This window comes from Pricia mediterranea, from assembly GCF_032248455.1.
In the GTDB taxonomy this organism is placed as follows: Bacteria; Bacteroidota; Bacteroidia; order Flavobacteriales; family Flavobacteriaceae; genus Pricia; species Pricia mediterranea.
In genome coordinates this window covers 912,376-929,497 of record NZ_JAVTTP010000001.1, presented here as the reverse complement: position 1 = coordinate 929,497, position 17,122 = coordinate 912,376, and the positions used below count along the sequence as shown (strand labels likewise).

Sequence of the window (17,122 nt, the reverse complement as noted above, 5' to 3'; positions counted from 1 at the left end):
GACACCGACAGATTTGAAATCCATCACTACATATAAAAAGCGCGTCCTCAGCACAATTTTTACCTTTCTAGGGCTTGCCGTCGGAAGTGCCCAGTTTTTGCTACAGGCCCCCATGGATGACAGCGACGGCACACGTTCGAACTGGCGCTGGTACGAAGCTTCCGATACAAGTACGGTCTTGAGTACAAATTCGTACTATGAAGCGACCGATAGAGGGGTTTATTTCGCTACCTATGATGGCACGAACTGCGGACAGAACGCTACCGGATATTTTATCCTGACCAATTGTAATTCGCCATTCAACGAGGTGACCTTGGACGTTTCGGCGAATCCGTTACCGCCGGGGGCGACGCTGAACTGGAGTCCCACTGTTACGGGCGACCCCGCCAGTCCCACTGTAATCGCGACCCAAACGGTGGTCCGATATACCGCCACCATAACCAAAGCGGGCAACAGTAAAAATCTTCCCAATTTTACCGTGGTCTGTATGGACGAGGCCGCTGATCTGGTCGACGATATGATTACGGTCAATGAAGATGAATCCGTTGTCGTCGATAGCTATGGCAATGATTCCGACCTTCCAATATCGGGGTCCCTTACGATTTCGGACAGCCCCGTCAACGGCAACGTAAACCTTGACGATAATGGCACTCCCAACGACCCGACCGACGATATCGTGACCTATATTCCGAACCCCGATTACAATGGTCCCGATACCTTTGATTACACGCTATGTAATACGTTCGGCGATTGTAGTACGGCCACGGTCAGCGTCGCAGTGCTTCCTATCTTGGACGTACTTGATGATTTGGTGACAACGAACGAAAATTCGCCTTTGGATATCGATATCCTCACGAACGACAACGATGTCCCATCTTTGGGAACCCTGACCGTAACAAATCCATCCAATGGAAATATCCTATTAAACAACGGAGAAACGCCGAACGATCCATCCGACGATAGTATTTCCTATACGCCCGACAGCGGATTCTTGGGGAATGATTCTTTTAGCTATGAACTTTGCGACGCCATCGGCAATTGTAGCACGGCGACCGTGACCGTGATGGTGAATTCCGCGGGAATCGACTTGGATAGTGACAACGACGGTATCGCGGATAGTTTTGAGGATTTGAATTTGGATAGCGATAATGATCCTACTACGGACGCCACCGATACCGACGACGACGGTATTCCCGATTATTTGGATATCGACAGCGATAACGACGGAATACTTGACACTTTTGAGGCTCTGGCCACCTACGATTATGGAATACCAAGCGGAATGCAACAGAATGGCACCGGAATCCACTCCGCCAACGATAAGAATGGAATCACCAGGATTATTCCTGAGGATACCGATGGCGATGGTATTCCGGATTATGTGGACGAGGATAGTGACAATGACAACATACCCGACAACATCGAAGGCCACGACCGTGATCGTGACGGCATTCCCGATGTCTTACCACTAGGCTTGGATGCAAATGGCGATGGCTTGGACGATGTTTATGAAGGATGGATAGTCGCTGGCTTCGATACCAGTAATAACATCAATAACCTAACTAAGGGGCTGCCGGATACCGACGATGACGGCACACCCGACTATAGGGACACCGATGACGACGGTGATCGTATTCCATCTAGCGAAGAGGATTTGAACAACGATGGCAATTACGCCAATGACGATAGTAATGACAACGGTATTCCGGAATATTTGGACCCTAACGTAGAAGAAGATGTGATCGAGGTTTTCAACGTGATTACCCCGAACGATGACCAAGTTCACGATACCTTGAAGATCGACGGTCTCGAAAACTATCCCGATAATTCCATCAGTATTTACAACCGATGGGGCGTGTTGGTCTATAGCACGCAAGCCTATGGAACACGGGGTAACGTGTTCAAAGGCACTTCTGAAGGAAGGGCTACTGTAGATGCCGATAGAAAACTGCCCGTAGGCACCTATTTCTATATTCTCGATTACAAGAACGGGGTAGGGGAGAACAAATCGCTCTCGGGCTACCTTTATATTAACAGATAGAAAAAATATGGTTTTTCCGAAATACAACAAGCGTTATTGCCGATATCTGCTTGCATGCCTTGCAATAAGTTTCTTTTTTCTTGGGGATGGACTGTTCGCCCAACAAGATGCGCAGTACACCCAGTACATGTACAATATGCCGAGCATTAACCCAGGGTATGCCGGATCGAAGGAGAGCCTGAGCATAACAGCTTTGTACCGGTCGCAATGGGCGGGACTTAAAGGGGCACCGAAGACCCAGACCCTTAATTTACACACTCCCATAGGATATAGAGGCGTAGGCTTAGGCGTGGGCGTCCTTAACGAACAGATCGGTCCCACTTCGGAAACTTATTTAGACGTTGATTTTTCATACACCATTTTTACCTCTAGGGAAGGTAGACTTGCTTTCGGACTAAAGGGAAGTGCGCACCTCTTGGACATCCAATTTTCTAAATTAGATCAGGATATCGGAAATTCCAACGGTCCGGATCCATTGTTGCAACAGGATATCGATAACAAGTTTTCGCCAAATATCGGGGCGGGGGTCTACTACTACAACGAAAAATTTTATATGGGTATCTCGGTTCCGAGAATTTTGGAAACCACCCATTTTAGTTCCTCGAATATTTCTACGGCCAGTGAACGAATGAATCTGTATCTGACTTCCGGCTATGTTTTCGATTTGAACAGGGACTTAAAATTCAAACCTGCCCTATTGACAAAAGTGGTTCGGGGTGCTCCCTTGCAAGTGGATCTTTCCGCTAATTTTCTGCTTGACGAAAAGTTTATATTGGGCGCTGCGTACCGTTGGAGCGCCGCCGTAAGCGGAATGCTCGGTTTTTATATCGACGATGGCCTATTGTTGGGCCTTGCCTACGACCGCGAAACCACCGACCTTGGAGGTACCCAGTTTAATTCGGGATCTTTCGAAGTACTGTTGCGCTACGATTTTACCCAAAGGCGCAACGGACGAATACGCTCCCCGCGGTTCTTTTGAAGCCTATTTTCCGGCTATTTTACAAAATACTTAACCATCAGTCTGCGGAAAGAGCTTATTTTTGCACTGGACTCATTTAGATTTTTTGTTTGGAACCGATCCGGAAAGTTTTCGGGATGCTTTTGAAGCTAGATGATGCCATTTTTAATAGCATAGCGGGGCTACGGTTTTCAAAAATGAGGAAATATAGCTTTAAAATGCGATATTCGTAGGTAAAAGAAAGAGTCTAAACGAGTTCATTATGGAGGAAGAACATGTAATTTTGGTCGACCCTAACGACGAGCCAATTGGCACTATGCCCAAAATGGAGGCGCATGAAAAAGCGCTGCTTCACCGGGCCTTTTCCGTATTTATTATGAACGATAAGGGGGAGACCATGCTGCAACAGCGTGCGGCGGACAAATACCATTCCCCCTTGCTATGGACGAACACCTGCTGCAGTCACCAGCGGGTGGGCGAATCGAATGTTGAAGCGGGAAAACGAAGGTTGCAAGAAGAGATGGGTTTCTCCGTCAAACTCGACGAACTTTTTTTCTTTATTTACAAGGCCCCGTTCGATAACGGCCTCACCGAGCACGAATACGACCATGTCATGATCGGCAGGTATAATGGGGAACCAAAGATCAATCCCGCCGAGGTGGCGGACTGGAAATGGATGGATCCCGAAGCGGTGAAAGACGATATTGAAGCGCGTCCCGAGCACTATACGGCCTGGTTCAAGATCATTTTCGAGAAGTTCTATGACCATATCGCCGAAAACTCATTTGGCCAGAAATAAGTTCTACTGAAAACGCACAAGGCGAAATTCGTTCAAACAATCCTCAATCTCCGAAAGATGAAAGTAAAAGTCAGTAGAAAGGCCCATTTCAACGCTGCCCATCGTCTCTATCGCAAGGATTGGAGCGATGAAAAGAACGATGCCGTATTCGGAAAGTGCAACAATCCGAACTTTCACGGACATAATTACGAACTTGTTGTGAGTGTTCTTGGAGAAATCAATCCCGAGACCGGTTTTGTGATGGACATGAAGGTGCTGAAAGAGCTGATAAGGGATATGGTGGAGGAGACCTTAGACCATAAGAACCTTAATCTTGAAGTACCGGAATTCGCTACCCTCAACCCGACCGCAGAGAATATAGCCGTTTTTATCTGGAATACGCTTCGACCGCATATCGATGAAAAACACGAGCTCGAGGTCCTCCTCTATGAGACCCCCCGGAATTTTGTTACTTTTAAGGGATGAAATCCGATGCACCAAATTCTAAATTTTAGCACCGGGTAGCAAACACAGGTCACCCAGAATCCAACACCCCGTCCTTTGCCTCTTTTTCCTTTTGACTTAGTCTCATAACTCATAACTCGAAAAAATGTATCCCTTAAAATTTCATCCTATTTTAAAAGAACGTCTTTGGGGCGGTACAAAGCTCAAAGAAGTCTTGAACAAGCCCATTGAGAGCGACATTACCGGAGAAAGCTGGGAGCTATCGGGGGTCGAAGGCGATATTTCGGAGGTCTCCAACGGGGAGTTGGCGGGCACCTCCCTGACGCAATTGATCGACGATGACGCCGAGGGAGTTTTGGGAACACAGGTGATTGATCGATTCGGTACCGACTTTCCCATCCTCTTAAAATTTATCGATGCCAAACAAGATCTATCCGTTCAGCTGCATCCGGACGACGAGCTGGCCACGAAGCGGCACAATTCCAACGGGAAGACGGAAATGTGGTATATCATGGACGCCGATGACGATGCCAACATTATAGTTGGTTTTAACCGCGATATATCTAAAAAGGAATATACCGAAAGCTTGGAAAAAGACACGCTGTTAGAGCTGTTGAACTATGAAAAAGTCGACCAAGGGGATGCCTTTTTTATCCATACCGGCAAGGTGCATGGCATCGGAGCGGGTGTGCTCCTGGCCGAAATACAACAGACCTCGGATATTACCTATCGTATTTACGATTATAACCGGAAGGATAAAGAAGGGAATCTCCGCGAACTGCATACCGACCTCGCCCTTGATGCCATCGATTATGAAAAAAAGGACGATTTTAAGATGGATTATAGTTCGGAAGCAAACATGGCGAATCCGATGGTGGATTGTCCCTATTTTAGAACGGACTTTCTACGCCTTACGGATGATTGGAGCTATGATGTTTCCGAAAGGGACTCTTTTACCATTCTCATGTGCGTCAAAGGTTCGGGTCGCATTGCCAATGAAAACGGCACTGCCGACATTAAAAAGGGAGAAACTGTACTGGTGCCGGCACTGTCGCGATTTCTTTCGATCACTACGGACGGGATGGAGCTCTTGCAGGTGACGCTCTGATCTGCAAGCAGAATAGATAAAACTCTTTTGGGCACAGGTTAAACTACGCAAAGAAATTAGTTGTGGGCGCTCGTTTGACATACAAAAGGCTTGCAGAGCGAAACCGGAAGTGGGACCGCAATAAACTCGTAAAGGCAAACCTTGGGAATTCGGTAAAGTTTAAAAACCTATTTTTGCAAAAAATCATTCAATTATGGCAAGTGTACGAAATTTAAAGAAAGACATCAATAACGTATTGGGCGATGTCATCGAGGCCGTCTATCTTACGGAAGCGGCGAACGACAAACAAGATTCCAAAGAGGGCGCCGAAATCATCGATGAGGCCATTTCCGATTTTGATGAGTTGATTGTCCAGGTAAACAAAAAAGATGTTGACAACAGACGCAAACATCTGAAAGAGGTGCGAAAGGAACTGCAAGAAAAGGCTGCTAAACTGGTCGAAAAAGTGAACAATATGGAATAGCAATAGTTTCTTTATTTCATTAAAAATCCCGTTTTCGCGGGATTTTTTAGTACGGAATATTGCTTAGTGACACATTGGTCCTGTTGGCACCAAAAATTTGTCTAGCTCTTTTTAGCCCTTCCTGCTGAATCCCGAGGTTTCGAATCGGTCTTTTGGTTAAAACTCCGCCTCTTGGGGCGGTTCTTTTTGTTAAGCAAAGGCGCAACCCTATAGACTCTTAATCCCATAAACTTAATTTCAGCCCAAATTCGAATTACAACTTTCCCTTACCTTTGTCACAATGCGACGCCTTCTTCCATTTTTAGACTGGTTGCCGAAGTACGGGAAAAGCTGGTTCGCCAAGGATCTGGTGGCGGGCCTGAGCGTTGGGATATTGCTGGTTCCCCAAGGGATGGCCTATGCCATGATCGCGGGTATGCCACCCGTCTACGGTCTTTATGCAGCCCTAGTACCAATTTTGGTATATGCCTTTTTAGGAACCAGCCGACAGTTGGCCGTAGGTCCGGTCGCAATGGATTCGCTGTTGGTTGCGGCCGGTCTGGGTACGTTGGCCCTTACCGGGGTGGAAAGCTACATTTCCATGGCACTCTTGTTGGCCTTTATGGTCGGGGTAATCCAGTTCACCCTAGGGATGCTCCGTATGGGTTTTTTAGCCAATTTTCTTTCCAGGCCCGTCATTAGTGGTTTCACTTCGGCTGCGGCTTTGATTATCATTTTCAGTCAGTTGAAACATTTTTTCGGGGTGAACATCCCACAGACAAACCAGTTCCATAAATCGGTAATCAACGTCGTAAGCGCCGTGCCGGAAACCAACTTATACGCTTTGTTGATCGGGGTGGTCGGCATCGCGTTGATTGTATTGTTAAAGCGCTGGAACAAAAAGATTCCCGCGATCTTGGTCGTTGTTATCGCCGGTATATTGGCTGTATATCTTTTTGGTCTCGAAAGTTACCGAGTGAACATCGTAGGAGACGTGCCAGAGGGTCTGCCCCGGTTTAGGCTTCCCGAATTTAGCTGGCCTAAGATTAAAGGACTTTTTTCGATAGCTCTTGCAATAGCCTTAATCGGATACACGGAAGCGATCGGCATAGGCAAGGCCATAGAAGAACAGAACGACGAGGAGACCATTGATCCCAACAAGGAATTGTTGGCCTTCGGTTCGGCCAATATAATCGGGTCGTTCTTTCAATCGTACCTGGCCTCTGCCAGCTTTTCGAGGTCCGCTATCAACAACACGGGAGGGGCCAAGACCCCAATCGCCTCTTTGGTAAGCATGCTGCTAGTGGCCCTGACCCTATTGTTTTTTACCGGGCTGTTCTACTACTTGCCCATCGCGGCCTTGGCCAGTATTATCATGGTCTCGGTAGTCGGGCTTATCGATGTGGCCTATCCTAAAATATTATGGAAATATCGCAAGGACGAGTTTGTGGTCCTACTGGCTACTTTTTTTATCACGCTGTCCGTTGGGCTTCCCGAAGGTATTCTATTGGGTGTTCTGCTCTCTCTGCTCGTCACCCTATACCGCAGCTCGAGACCCCACTTTGCCGTATTGGGCCAGATCAAGGGCTCCGAATATTTCAAGAATGTTAACAGGTTCAGGAGTGAAATCGAGTTTCGATCAGATCTGCTGATCCTACGATTCGATTCCCAGCTTTATTTCGGGAATAAAGATTATTTCAGAAAACAGCTCTTTCGTTACATCAATGGTCAGGGTAGCAGCCTCAAAGGGATTATACTCAACGCAGAGCCTATTAATTACATTGATTCATCGGCGGCAGAAATGTTGGCCAAGACGATTCGGGAAATCCAGGAACGCGGAATCGATTTTTACATCGCCAGTGCCATAGGGCCGACCAGGGACACTATCTTCAACAGTAGGATTATCGACGTACTGCCGAAGGAACATCTTTTTGGACTCACCAAAGAGGCTGTGGATTTTTTTGACAATCCCGACTCCCTCTCCAAAGTGGGGGATAAGGTAGCCCAACAAAGCCGTTTTGGAAAATAGTTTCCCTTCCCGATAAATTGATACAGGCAATATTCCCCGTTTTCGGGTCATTACTATCCAGACTTGTTCAAGAGTTTTGTAATGTTAAGGATAAAACAATTTTACTCTAGAAAAGAGGATTATTTTAACTATCTTTAACAGGAATAGCATTACGGTGGTGCATTTATTTTATTAGTACCGGTTCGACCGGAGCATCATCGGATGGAAGGGTCGGAATTGCGTTTCGGCTATTCTATCGATGCGCATTGTTTAATTAGTGTTCGACGATTTTCTCCCCAAAGATTGCTTGACTCCAATGGCCTCTTATAATGGACTTTTTGTGGATATACGCTGGTTTGGTCACCGCCATCTTGATGATATGGCTGTTCTTTGTGGTACGGATGTTTAGAGAATTGAACAAATAGAGTTCTCCCAAGGATGAGTATTGTCGAGACCGGATTACAGATAGGTCTCCAAAGCACCTTCTTGAAAGCCGGTACTCTTCTTATTGGGATTTCGGGTGAGGTATGATTTGATGATACTTTCGGTTTCTACCGTATTCTTTTGAGGAACAATAAAAGCTTCCAAATCGGCGTAAGACCTTAGCTCGACTTCCTTTTCGACAAATCCATAGCCGACATACACATTGTTTCGCATAAGAATAAGAGCTTCTTCATTTGGGTGTCGTCCTTTTTCCTTGATAACAAAATCCTCTTTTTTCGAATTCATGTAGGCTACGGCAGAAGCCACCCTCGCGTTGTAGGCCGACACGCTTTCACTATCCCTGCAAATTCCCTTGCAACTATCGATCCGGAAATGGGAACACGACTTGACGTTTTCCTGTAAATGGCAGTATTTGGGACAAAGTCCGAAACTGTCGCATAGTTGTTCGAGGTACAGCCGGCAATCTGTCACGTTGTAGAAAACGACCTGCGAATTGGGCGCCATCTTCAATTTGTTGAAGGCCAAGTGGGTAATCCCACTGCGGTCTTCGTAGGCGAATATCCCATAAGGGTGTATCCTTTTTTTCTGTGCTCGGTTGTAGATGGGGTAATGGTGTTTGATGGCCGCGGATTCCATCAAAAGTGCCAATAGATCGCTGCCCGACAGTTCAAAATCCACATCCGTGGTTTCAGCACAGAGTCGGACTTCCTTCGTCGATTTGTCATAAAAGTGACCGAGAATACGTTTCTTTAGGTTGATAGCCTTACCGATATAGATGATTTTTCCCCTGGCGTCCTTAAAATAATATACCCCGGGTTTGGTCGGGATTTTTTCGAAAACCTCTCGAGGGAGTCCTGCCGGTAAGGTCCCCTCTTGCGAGCGAGCGTTCAAAAATGACCTGAAGATTTTATCCGCCCCGTCTGTTCGCAACAATTTGCCAAAGAGTAGGGTAGTGGCATGGGCATCGCCTCGGGCCCGGTGTCGGTCCGTTAAGGGAATATCCAGGGCGGAGCAGAGCTTTCCCAAACTATAGGAATTGTAGCCAGGAAGTAATTTTCGGGAGAGGCGTACCGTGCAGAGTTTCTTCCGGATGAATTTACGGCCGAGGTTCCGTAGCTCATTCTTTATGATATTGTAATCGAAATTCACGCTGTGGGCGACAAAGATAGCCCCCTCGGTAATCTCGAGGATACGGTCCGCTATGACATCGATGGTCGGCGCGTCGCGTACGGTCTCGTTATCGATTCCAGTCAGCCGGGTAATAAAATAGGGAATCTCACACTGCGGATCGACCAGGGAGGTGAACTCCTCGACAATGGCATGTCCGTCGTACTTGAAGATGGAGATCTCGGTAATTTTGTTTCCCTTGATACTGTTGCCAGTGGTCTCTATGTCTACGATGCAGTACAAACGGCACAAAGATATGCTTTTTGAGAAAAGATAAGCGTGCTTCCAAACTGTGGGATAGTAAAGGATTGTTTATTTTAGCCCAATCACCGGTATGAACCAACCCAGATACGAACCATCACCTCCCTGAGCGCCAGTACGGGGAGCTCATTTTTGGGATATATTTAATCGAAGAACGGATGAAAATCATCGGATTATGCTTAACGGCCATATTATTGCTCGTTGCCTGTGAGCCGAATGAACCAAGTGAAAAACCGCCGAATATCGTGCTCTTCTTGGTCGATGACATGGGCTGGCAAGATACGTCGGTGCCTTTCGCTGCGGAACGGACGCCCTTTAACGACCGTTACCATACTCCGAACATGGAGCGGCTCGCCGCCGAGGGCATGAAGTTTACCCAGGCCTATGCCATGCACGTGTGCTCGCCGTCACGGGTCAGCTTGATGACGGGTATGAACCCCGCCAGGCACCGGGTCACGAACTGGACGTTGCAAAAAGACGTGCTACAACCCATGGAACAGAACCACGATTCGCTCGAATTTCCCTTGTGGAATGTAAATGGGATGAGTCCCTTTCGAGGCGATTCCCTTGCGGTACACGCCCTACCCCTGGCACAGGCGTTGCACGATATAGGCTATTATACCGTGCATTCGGGAAAGGCCCATTTGGGTGCAATGGGCACCCCCGGGGCCGATCCGGTGAATTTAGGTTTCGACATAAATATCGCGGGACATGCCGCGGGCGCGCCCGAAAGCTATTTGGGCACGGAAAATTTCGGGAATGGGAAGACCGGAAAGGAAGTCTGGGCCGTTCCGGGCTTGGAAAAATACCATGGAAAGGATGTTTTTCTGACCGAGGCTATCACAAAAGAGGCCCTGTCCGCGTTGGATTCCGTCGTGACGACCCCGCGACCTTTTTTCCTGTATATGTCCCACTACGCCGTGCATACGCCCATCATGGCCGACGATCGGTTCGTAGAACAATATTACGAAAGGGGGTTGGACTCCACCGAGGCCAAGTACGCCTCGCTGGTCGAGGGAATGGACAAAAGTCTTGGGGATATCATGGACTATCTTGAGAAAAATGAAATGGTCGATAATACTATCATTCTCTTTATGTCCGATAACGGGGGACTCAGTGCCCATGGCAGGGGCGGTGAGCTCAATAGCCACAATAAACCGCTCGCCAGCGGCAAGGGTTCGATGTACGAAGGCGGCATCCGAGAGCCTATGTTGGTCAAATGGCCCGGACAGACCAAACCCGGATCGAGCTCGAGCTACCCGGTAATTATAGAGGACTTCTATCCTACAATTCTCAACATGGCCGGTATCGACAGCATACATGCCATCCAAACCGTTGATGGAAAAAGCTTTATTGCCGCTTTGACCGGCGAGAAAGAACGTGCGGACAACCGTCCGTTGTTTTGGCACTATCCCAACGAATGGGGTATTGACGGTCCCGGTATCGGGGCGGCCAGCGCGGTGCGCAAAGGCGATTGGAAGTTTATTTACTTTCATGCGAGCCGACGCATGGAACTCTATAACCTTGCCGAAGACATTGGGGAAACCACCAACTTGATAGAAGAACGTCGCGAAAAGGCAGAAGAGTTGGCAGGGGTGTTGTCCGATTACCTTCAGAAGGTCAATGCCCAGATGCCCATCGATAAAAATACCGGGGAGAGGGTGGAATATCCTATTGAAATTTTAGGGAATGAACAAAAGTGAGCTATCAAGAGGCTGCTTGACGCAATTCAAAAGTGCTATCACTACGTTTCGTTCCATCTAGGAAAACCAATCTCTATTTCAATACAGCACCCTTTTTTATTACAATGCATTTAGTTTTGCAAAAAAATACAGCGCCATGCCCATCATAGGAAACATCATCAAAGGATTTATAGACGTACGGGACAAGCTCGCTACGGAGAAAGACCCCATTGCCGAACAAAGGGATGTTTTAAAACGGTTGTTGAAGACCGCCAAGAATACTGCCTTCGGCGAACATTATGATTTTGCCGCTATTCTGGAATCCAAAAATCGCTCGGAAGCATTTGCCGAAGCAATTCCTTATCACGATTACAATAAGATCGACGAAGAGTGGTGGCAAAAACTTCACGAGGGCGAAGAAGACGTTACCTGGCCCGGGGTACCCGACTATTTCGCCTTGAGTTCAGGCACCACGGGAAAGACCAGCAAGCGTATTCCCGTTACCGAAGAAATGGTCACGGCCATTCGCGACGCGGGAATCCAACAGGTGTATGCCTTGAGCAATTTTGAGATGCCTCCCGATTTTTTCGAAAAGGGCATTTTAATGTTGGGAAGTTCGACCGACCTGGAAGAGGTAGGTGGTCATAAAGAGGGGGAGATCAGCGGAATCAGCGCCAGCAACATCCCGAATTGGTTCAGGGGCTACTATAAACCTGGTGAGGATATCTCGGCCATGGACGACTGGGACGAAAAAGTGCGGAAAATCGCCGAACAGGCCCCGGAGTGGGATATAGGCGGCTTGAGCGGTATTCCCTCATGGATGGAGCTTATGCTGCAAGAGGTGATTGCCTATAACAAGGTGGATCATATTCACGAAATCTGGCCGAACCTACAGGTCTACACCTCTGGGGGCGTCGCTTTTGGACCCTATGAAAAGAGTTTTAATGCGCTTTTGGGCAGACCGATAACGATTATCGACACCTATCTGGCTTCCGAAGGCTTTATCGCCTTCCAGGCCCGCCCCGATACCGATGCTATGCAGCTGGTGACCGACGGGGGTATCTACTTCGAGTTCGTGCCCTTTGACCCCGATTACATCGAACAGGATGGGTCCCTCTCCGAAGGCGCACCATCGTTAACGCTTTCCGAGGTGGAACTGGACCAAGATTACGTGTTGATCATCAGTACCGTTTCGGGGTCTTGGCGCTATCTGATCGGCGATACTATTGCCTTTACCGACATCGAAAGGGCGGAAATCAAGATTACCGGTCGCACCAAGTTCTTTTTGAACACCGTTGGCTCGCAGTTGTCGGTCAATAAACTCAATGATGCCGTACAGCACCTGCAGAATGAATTTTCCATAAAAATTCCCGAATACACGCTATGTGCCAAAAGGATCGATGAGGAGTTTTACCACTGTTGGTATCTCGGTACAGAAGATGATGCCGATGATGCAAAACTGGCCGATGCCCTGGATGCGTATTTGAAAGGTGCCAATAAAAATTATAAGGTGGCACGTAGCAAGGCCTTGGAAGGGGTAAAGGTCACTACGGTAAATCCCAAGGCCTTCAGCGATTGGAACGGCCGAAACAAAAAGAAAGGTGGTCAGGTAAAAATGGAGCGTGTGATGGGCGAGGACAAGTTCAAGGAATGGGAGGAGTTTGTTAGGAGTTCTGAGTAGTTTATACTGAGTAGTGGGAATTTGGTAATAAGTACAAAGTATGGGTTCTACCGGTATTCAGTGGAATAAGGACGACGGTGGGTTGACAAAAATACGAAAGGAAAAAAGAGCAAGGACAAATAATAAAGTGTTTAGGTTCCAGGGTCCGATCCAACGACCGACAACCGATCACCGCCACCGACAACCAACCAAAAACCAACCACCAGGACCTAACTACTCCGGAGATGCCGAGGGCGCGTCGTGTTCTTCGACCATCACCATGATTTCTTCCGGGGAAAGGTAAAACTTGCGGATGCGGGCCTTGTATTTTTCCTGAATCTCGGCATTGTCCAAAATAAAATTCTTGGTATCGACAATATAGGAGGCCATCCCGTGGGAAACGGCATAGGTGTCGGCGGCCCGTTCGGCTTCCTTGAGATAAGATCCCGAAAAGGTGTATTTGAACCCGAACCAAACTAGATTGAGGCTACTTCGGTTTTGATAATCCATAATATGTCCGAGTTCGTGGCCAAGCCATCCGACCATGATATTCTTGGGGACGTCCCTAGTTAAATATTCCTTCCCGGAAATCTTGATTTTTTCGCTGATCAGCACCACGTATTTCCGCTTTTTTCGAGTTGTGAAAAGACTCCCGAATAGCGGCTGCGCCTGCATGGTCGATTTTTTGATGTTTTTTTTGAACTTAAAGGTAATAGGGGTCTTTGCCAGTTCGGGATAGTGCGAAAGGGCGATACGGGCTTCTTCCTCTATCGACTCGGGAACGATATGTTGGGCATTCAAAGCAATCTGTGCCATAAAAAATACTAAAGTAATGCGGTACATGTATGAAAAAGGGGATATTATGGTATTGAGAATAAAAATAGAATAAAAACTATACATAGAACGCAAGTACAATGAAGATTGTCAATATACCTAAATTTAGGACTCCAGCTCCTTGTTTTTACGCTTTCGTCAAACATTGTTCGAAAAACGCAACTACTTTTCCGGTTTGCAAGGGCCGCATTAGTATCTTTAGACCATCGGGGGTGTAGCCATAGAGTCTAACGCCTTTCTAACTAAATCCGTATATCGATGTTCAAAAAGCTGACCAAACGTCCGCTGCTCCTGATTTTTTTCCTTCTTTTAACGGTCATTGTAGCGGCCGTTGTACTTGCCCAGTTCATGGCTAAGGATGCCTTATCGGACTATCTGGACCGAAAGTTGCCCAAGCACGTGCAATTGCAGTACGAAAACATGGAGGTCAACTTGATTGACGGCACGATTGCTTTACAGGATATTGCCCTAGACTTTTACGATCACGATTCAATGGTACTCAATACCACGGTCCGTATGGATGGCATGGCATTGAAAGGTCTGGCCTATTGGGATTTTTTGGTCAATAAAGAAATATATGTGCGTCGTTTACTCCTGGAGCGTCCTCGGTTGAGGCACTATCCTTATCGGATGCAGCCCAAAAAAGAGACAGAGCCTATGGGCGTGGTCGAGCTTTTGAAGGCTATCGAGATTGGGGAATTTTCAGTGGAGGAAGGGACGTTGACGCTGCTTCGGGAAACCAGTGATAGTGTGGCTTTCGCGGTGAATGACGTCAATTTTTCGATAGACAATATCCGGACCGATCCAGAGCGGATTACCAAAAAAATTCCGGTGACGTACGAAGCTTACGAGCTGAACGCGGATTCGCTGTACGTCAATCTCGGCCCCTTTGAAAAACTAAACGTGACGAGCCTTACTTGGAACCAGTCCTATGCGAAGATTGCCGGTCTCCGGCTGCACTCCAAATATAGCAAGACCGAACTTTCACGGCAGCTAAGCGTCGAACGGGACCACATCGATCTTCAAATTCCCGAAATGAAACTCGATTCGATACGATTCGGATTTGAGAAGAACACACTTTATATCCACACGGGATCGGGAATAATCAAAAAACCGGATTTGGAGATGTATCGGGACAAACTGATCGCCGATGACACAAAAAATAAAAAGCTCTATAGTCGTTCCCTTCGAGAGCTCCCCATTCATATCGAAGTGCCAAAAGTCGAAATTGCGAACGGGAGAATTAGCTACAGTGAACAAGTAACCACCAATGCTTCGCCCGGAAAGTTGTTATTTGAAAATCTGAACGCTACCATTCTGAATATCTCCAACACCTATCCCGAAGGCGACAAGACAGAGATAAAGGCAAGGACCAAATTTATGGGAGATGGTGATATGACCTTGGACTGGTCCTTTGACGTTAACCATGATAACGATGCGTTTCTGGCGGCCGGTACGGTATCCAATTTCAATACGGAGCGCATTAATCCATTTTTGGAATCCAACTTACGGGCCAAAGCTAGTGGAACGATAGAACAAATGTACTTTACGGTCAGCGGAAACGGAGTATCGGCTTCTGGGGACATAAAGATGAAATACGATGATTTTAGGTTTCAAGTGTTAAAGAAAGATGGGTCGGGAGTCAATAGGTTTCTTACTGCTATCGGCAATCTGTTTGTCGACAGCGGATCGGATACCGATGCCGAAGGGTTTCGGCATGGCAATATATATGCGGAACGCGACCCTACCAAGTCTTTCTTCAATTATCTATGGCTCAATGTCCAAGACGGTACAATTAGCGTTCTGACCGGAAACGGTGAGAAGGAGTAGCGATTGGTCGTTCCAGTGAATCTTCAGAACAACTTAGCGATTGACTGTTCCGCTTGATCTTGGGAACAACATGATAATAAAGGTTTCGGAAAAAGGTTGAAACTTAAGCCGTCACTGCTTCCACCTCCGCCTTTTTATTGTCTTGGTACATCTTGGGACTGCATTTGTACCTGCGTTTGAAAATTTTTGAAAAATAGCTTCGGCTTGAAAGCCCCACTGTATAGACAATTTCCGAAATATTCATATCGGTGGTCGTAATCAGGCGTTCCGCTTTGTTCAGGCGTTCATTACGTATAAAGTCAGATACGGTTTTATCGTGCAATAGCTTAAAGCCTTCTTGCAATTTACTGGCCGAGAGACCACATTCCGTACAAATGCTTTTGATTGAATATTGTATTTCTGGATGTTTCTCGATTTTACGTGATATTTCAACAATACTGTTCAGTTCGTATTTAGTCAACGAACCGGTGGGATTTTCATCTTCCTTAAGGTCTGATTGAAGATGTTCTATCTCCATCGCCAAGGTCAGGTTCAAGATACCCTCGACCAGCAGTTTTTTGACAATACCCCTTTGGTTGATTTTTCCGATTTGGGCCAGTTGCTCCCCAATACGAATGTTGTAGGTGCCGAAGTAATGCAACGATTCTTCCTTGCCTTTGGCGAACAGACTGTACATTTGCTGCCTCAAAGTCTTCGTATCCTTTATAGATGCATCATCGACAACCCTGATAACACAGAGTTTAACCCTGCGGTTTGCCGTAAAGGTAATCTCGCTGGTGGCGCCTGCACCTCCCAAGATTGCCGTTTGAAATTCATCCAGCGTCGAAGTTGTGTTGGTCCCACCGTAACTATGTTGCACGCTTCCTTTGAGGCAATACATGAAAAAAATCGGTTTTAAGGGCGCCGAATCCGTGGATATTTTGAAATCTTCCCGAAAACATACATCGTATTGTAAGAACGAAAATCCACCATCGAGCTGAATTCCCATGATACTTCCCGAACCGAAATCGTTGTCGAATTCCAACACGCGTTCATCATCGTAGCTGGAGACCGATCCGCCCAGAGAAATATTGGTAGTATTGATATTCTTCTCAATAGCTTTGGAAGTAAGACGTAAAGTTTTCATTTCATTGCAGTTTATAACGAAGTGTTCTAATACCCGTTGCTTTCGTAAAATCGTAATTTAAATCGGTATATAAAATGACCGAGGTCGAAACTCTGATAAAATTATTATTTAGACCGGCTGCTTAAAATCTCCGATCTTGAATTATCGTCTTTGGAAGTGTTATGGTTGGTACTACCGACGATAAAATTTTCTGGAAGTTCTTTGTTCTTTTGCTCGGCGCGCATATTTCTCGGTTTTCTTCCGATTCCGAAAAATGTTCTGATTTTGGACATGCTGTTGAATTTAGATAAATCGATCAAAAGGCTTCAAATAATCCAA

At 46.7% G+C, this 17,122-nt stretch carries 14 protein-coding genes; 10 read left to right on the top strand and 4 right to left on the bottom strand.

The window, feature by feature from the left end; genetic code table 11:
- Positions 1 to 13 precede the first annotated feature (13 nt).
- From RQM65_RS03905 to RQM65_RS03875, 7 genes are all read left to right on the top strand, one after another.
- Positions 14 to 2,041 carry a T9SS type B sorting domain-containing protein gene (locus RQM65_RS03905; protein ID WP_314012893.1) on the top strand — a complete coding sequence of 676 codons (2,028 nt, stop codon included), beginning with the start codon at positions 14 to 16 and terminating at the stop codon, positions 2,039 to 2,041.
- A gap of 7 nt (positions 2,042 to 2,048) precedes the next feature.
- Positions 2,049 to 3,020: a PorP/SprF family type IX secretion system membrane protein gene (locus RQM65_RS03900; RefSeq protein ID WP_314012891.1), complete on the top strand. Its 972-nt coding sequence runs from the start codon at positions 2,049 to 2,051 to the stop codon at positions 3,018 to 3,020.
- A gap of 241 nt (positions 3,021 to 3,261) precedes the next feature.
- A complete protein-coding gene (idi, locus tag RQM65_RS03895; protein ID WP_314012890.1) occupies positions 3,262 to 3,798 on the top strand; it encodes an isopentenyl-diphosphate Delta-isomerase in 537 nt (178 codons plus the stop codon).
- Positions 3,799 to 3,855: 57 nt separating this feature from the next.
- The gene (locus RQM65_RS03890) at positions 3,856 to 4,263 is read left to right on the top strand and encodes a 6-pyruvoyl trahydropterin synthase family protein (protein ID WP_314012889.1); all 408 of its coding nucleotides are present in this window, start codon (positions 3,856 to 3,858) and stop codon (positions 4,261 to 4,263) included.
- A gap of 124 nt (positions 4,264 to 4,387) precedes the next feature.
- On the top strand, positions 4,388 to 5,350 hold the full coding sequence (locus tag RQM65_RS03885) for a type I phosphomannose isomerase catalytic subunit (RefSeq protein ID WP_314012887.1): 963 nt from the start codon (positions 4,388 to 4,390) through the stop codon (positions 5,348 to 5,350).
- Positions 5,351 to 5,543: 193 nt separating this feature from the next.
- Entirely contained in the window at positions 5,544 to 5,813 is a 270-nt protein-coding gene (locus tag RQM65_RS03880) for a hypothetical protein (protein WP_314012886.1), read from the top strand.
- 280 nt (positions 5,814 to 6,093) lie between these two features.
- A complete protein-coding gene (locus RQM65_RS03875; RefSeq protein WP_314012884.1) occupies positions 6,094 to 7,821 on the top strand; it encodes a SulP family inorganic anion transporter in 1,728 nt (575 codons plus the stop codon).
- Between the two features lie 438 nt (positions 7,822 to 8,259).
- Here the strand turns inward: RQM65_RS03875 and RQM65_RS03870 are convergent, their stop codons facing one another.
- Positions 8,260 to 9,654: an exonuclease domain-containing protein gene (locus RQM65_RS03870; protein WP_314012883.1), complete on the bottom strand. Its 1,395-nt coding sequence runs from the start codon at positions 9,652 to 9,654 to the stop codon at positions 8,260 to 8,262.
- A gap of 176 nt (positions 9,655 to 9,830) precedes the next feature.
- On the opposite strand from RQM65_RS03870, the gene RQM65_RS03865 reads away from it, so the two are divergent.
- Both RQM65_RS03865 and RQM65_RS03860 read left to right on the top strand, forming a co-directional pair.
- Positions 9,831 to 11,375, top strand: a complete 1,545-nt coding sequence (locus tag RQM65_RS03865) for a sulfatase (protein ID WP_314012882.1) — start codon at positions 9,831 to 9,833, stop codon at positions 11,373 to 11,375.
- A gap of 136 nt (positions 11,376 to 11,511) precedes the next feature.
- A complete protein-coding gene (locus RQM65_RS03860) occupies positions 11,512 to 13,035 on the top strand; it encodes a GH3 family acyl-acid amido synthetase (RefSeq protein ID WP_314012881.1) in 1,524 nt (507 codons plus the stop codon).
- A 213-nt stretch (positions 13,036 to 13,248) separates the two neighbouring features.
- Here the strand turns inward: RQM65_RS03860 and RQM65_RS03855 are convergent, their stop codons facing one another.
- Complete coding sequence (locus RQM65_RS03855; protein WP_314012880.1) at positions 13,249 to 13,830, bottom strand: hypothetical protein; 582 nt, start codon at positions 13,828 to 13,830, stop codon at positions 13,249 to 13,251.
- Positions 13,831 to 14,106: 276 nt separating this feature from the next.
- Here RQM65_RS03855 and RQM65_RS03850 point away from each other — a divergent pair, with 276 nt between their 5' ends.
- Positions 14,107 to 15,678, top strand: coding sequence for a hypothetical protein (locus RQM65_RS03850; protein WP_314012879.1), 1,572 nt, complete (start codon positions 14,107 to 14,109; stop codon positions 15,676 to 15,678).
- A 103-nt stretch (positions 15,679 to 15,781) separates the two neighbouring features.
- On the opposite strand, the gene RQM65_RS03845 is transcribed toward RQM65_RS03850, so the two are convergent.
- Both RQM65_RS03845 and RQM65_RS03840 read right to left on the bottom strand, forming a co-directional pair.
- Positions 15,782 to 16,804, bottom strand: a complete 1,023-nt coding sequence (locus RQM65_RS03845) for a helix-turn-helix domain-containing protein (protein WP_314012877.1) — start codon at positions 16,802 to 16,804, stop codon at positions 15,782 to 15,784.
- Between the two features lie 104 nt (positions 16,805 to 16,908).
- Positions 16,909 to 17,076, bottom strand: coding sequence for a hypothetical protein (locus tag RQM65_RS03840; RefSeq protein WP_314012876.1), 168 nt, complete (start codon positions 17,074 to 17,076; stop codon positions 16,909 to 16,911).
- Between the last annotated feature and the right edge of the window lie 46 nt (positions 17,077 to 17,122).

What these genes read in the sequence shown, in the direction of transcription:
- RQM65_RS03865 (WP_314012882.1), top strand. Translation starts at nt 9,831, where the DNA reads ATGAAAATCATCGGATTATGCTTAACGGCCATATTATTGCTCGTTGCC.
- RQM65_RS03845 (WP_314012877.1), bottom strand. Translation starts at nt 16,804, where the DNA reads ATGAAAACTTTACGTCTTACTTCCAAAGCTATTGAGAAGAATATCAAT.
- RQM65_RS03850 (WP_314012879.1), top strand. Translation starts at nt 14,107, where the DNA reads ATGTTCAAAAAGCTGACCAAACGTCCGCTGCTCCTGATTTTTTTCCTT.
- RQM65_RS03855 (WP_314012880.1), bottom strand. Translation starts at nt 13,830, where the DNA reads ATGGCACAGATTGCTTTGAATGCCCAACATATCGTTCCCGAGTCGATA.
- idi (WP_314012890.1), top strand. Translation starts at nt 3,262, where the DNA reads ATGGAGGAAGAACATGTAATTTTGGTCGACCCTAACGACGAGCCAATT.
- RQM65_RS03860 (WP_314012881.1), top strand. Translation starts at nt 11,512, where the DNA reads ATGCCCATCATAGGAAACATCATCAAAGGATTTATAGACGTACGGGAC.
- RQM65_RS03900 (WP_314012891.1), top strand. Translation starts at nt 2,049, where the DNA reads ATGGTTTTTCCGAAATACAACAAGCGTTATTGCCGATATCTGCTTGCA.
- RQM65_RS03885 (WP_314012887.1), top strand. Translation starts at nt 4,388, where the DNA reads ATGTATCCCTTAAAATTTCATCCTATTTTAAAAGAACGTCTTTGGGGC.
- RQM65_RS03875 (WP_314012884.1), top strand. Translation starts at nt 6,094, where the DNA reads ATGCGACGCCTTCTTCCATTTTTAGACTGGTTGCCGAAGTACGGGAAA.
- RQM65_RS03840 (WP_314012876.1), bottom strand. Translation starts at nt 17,076, where the DNA reads ATGTCCAAAATCAGAACATTTTTCGGAATCGGAAGAAAACCGAGAAAT.
- RQM65_RS03890 (WP_314012889.1), top strand. Translation starts at nt 3,856, where the DNA reads ATGAAAGTAAAAGTCAGTAGAAAGGCCCATTTCAACGCTGCCCATCGT.
- RQM65_RS03880 (WP_314012886.1), top strand. Translation starts at nt 5,544, where the DNA reads ATGGCAAGTGTACGAAATTTAAAGAAAGACATCAATAACGTATTGGGC.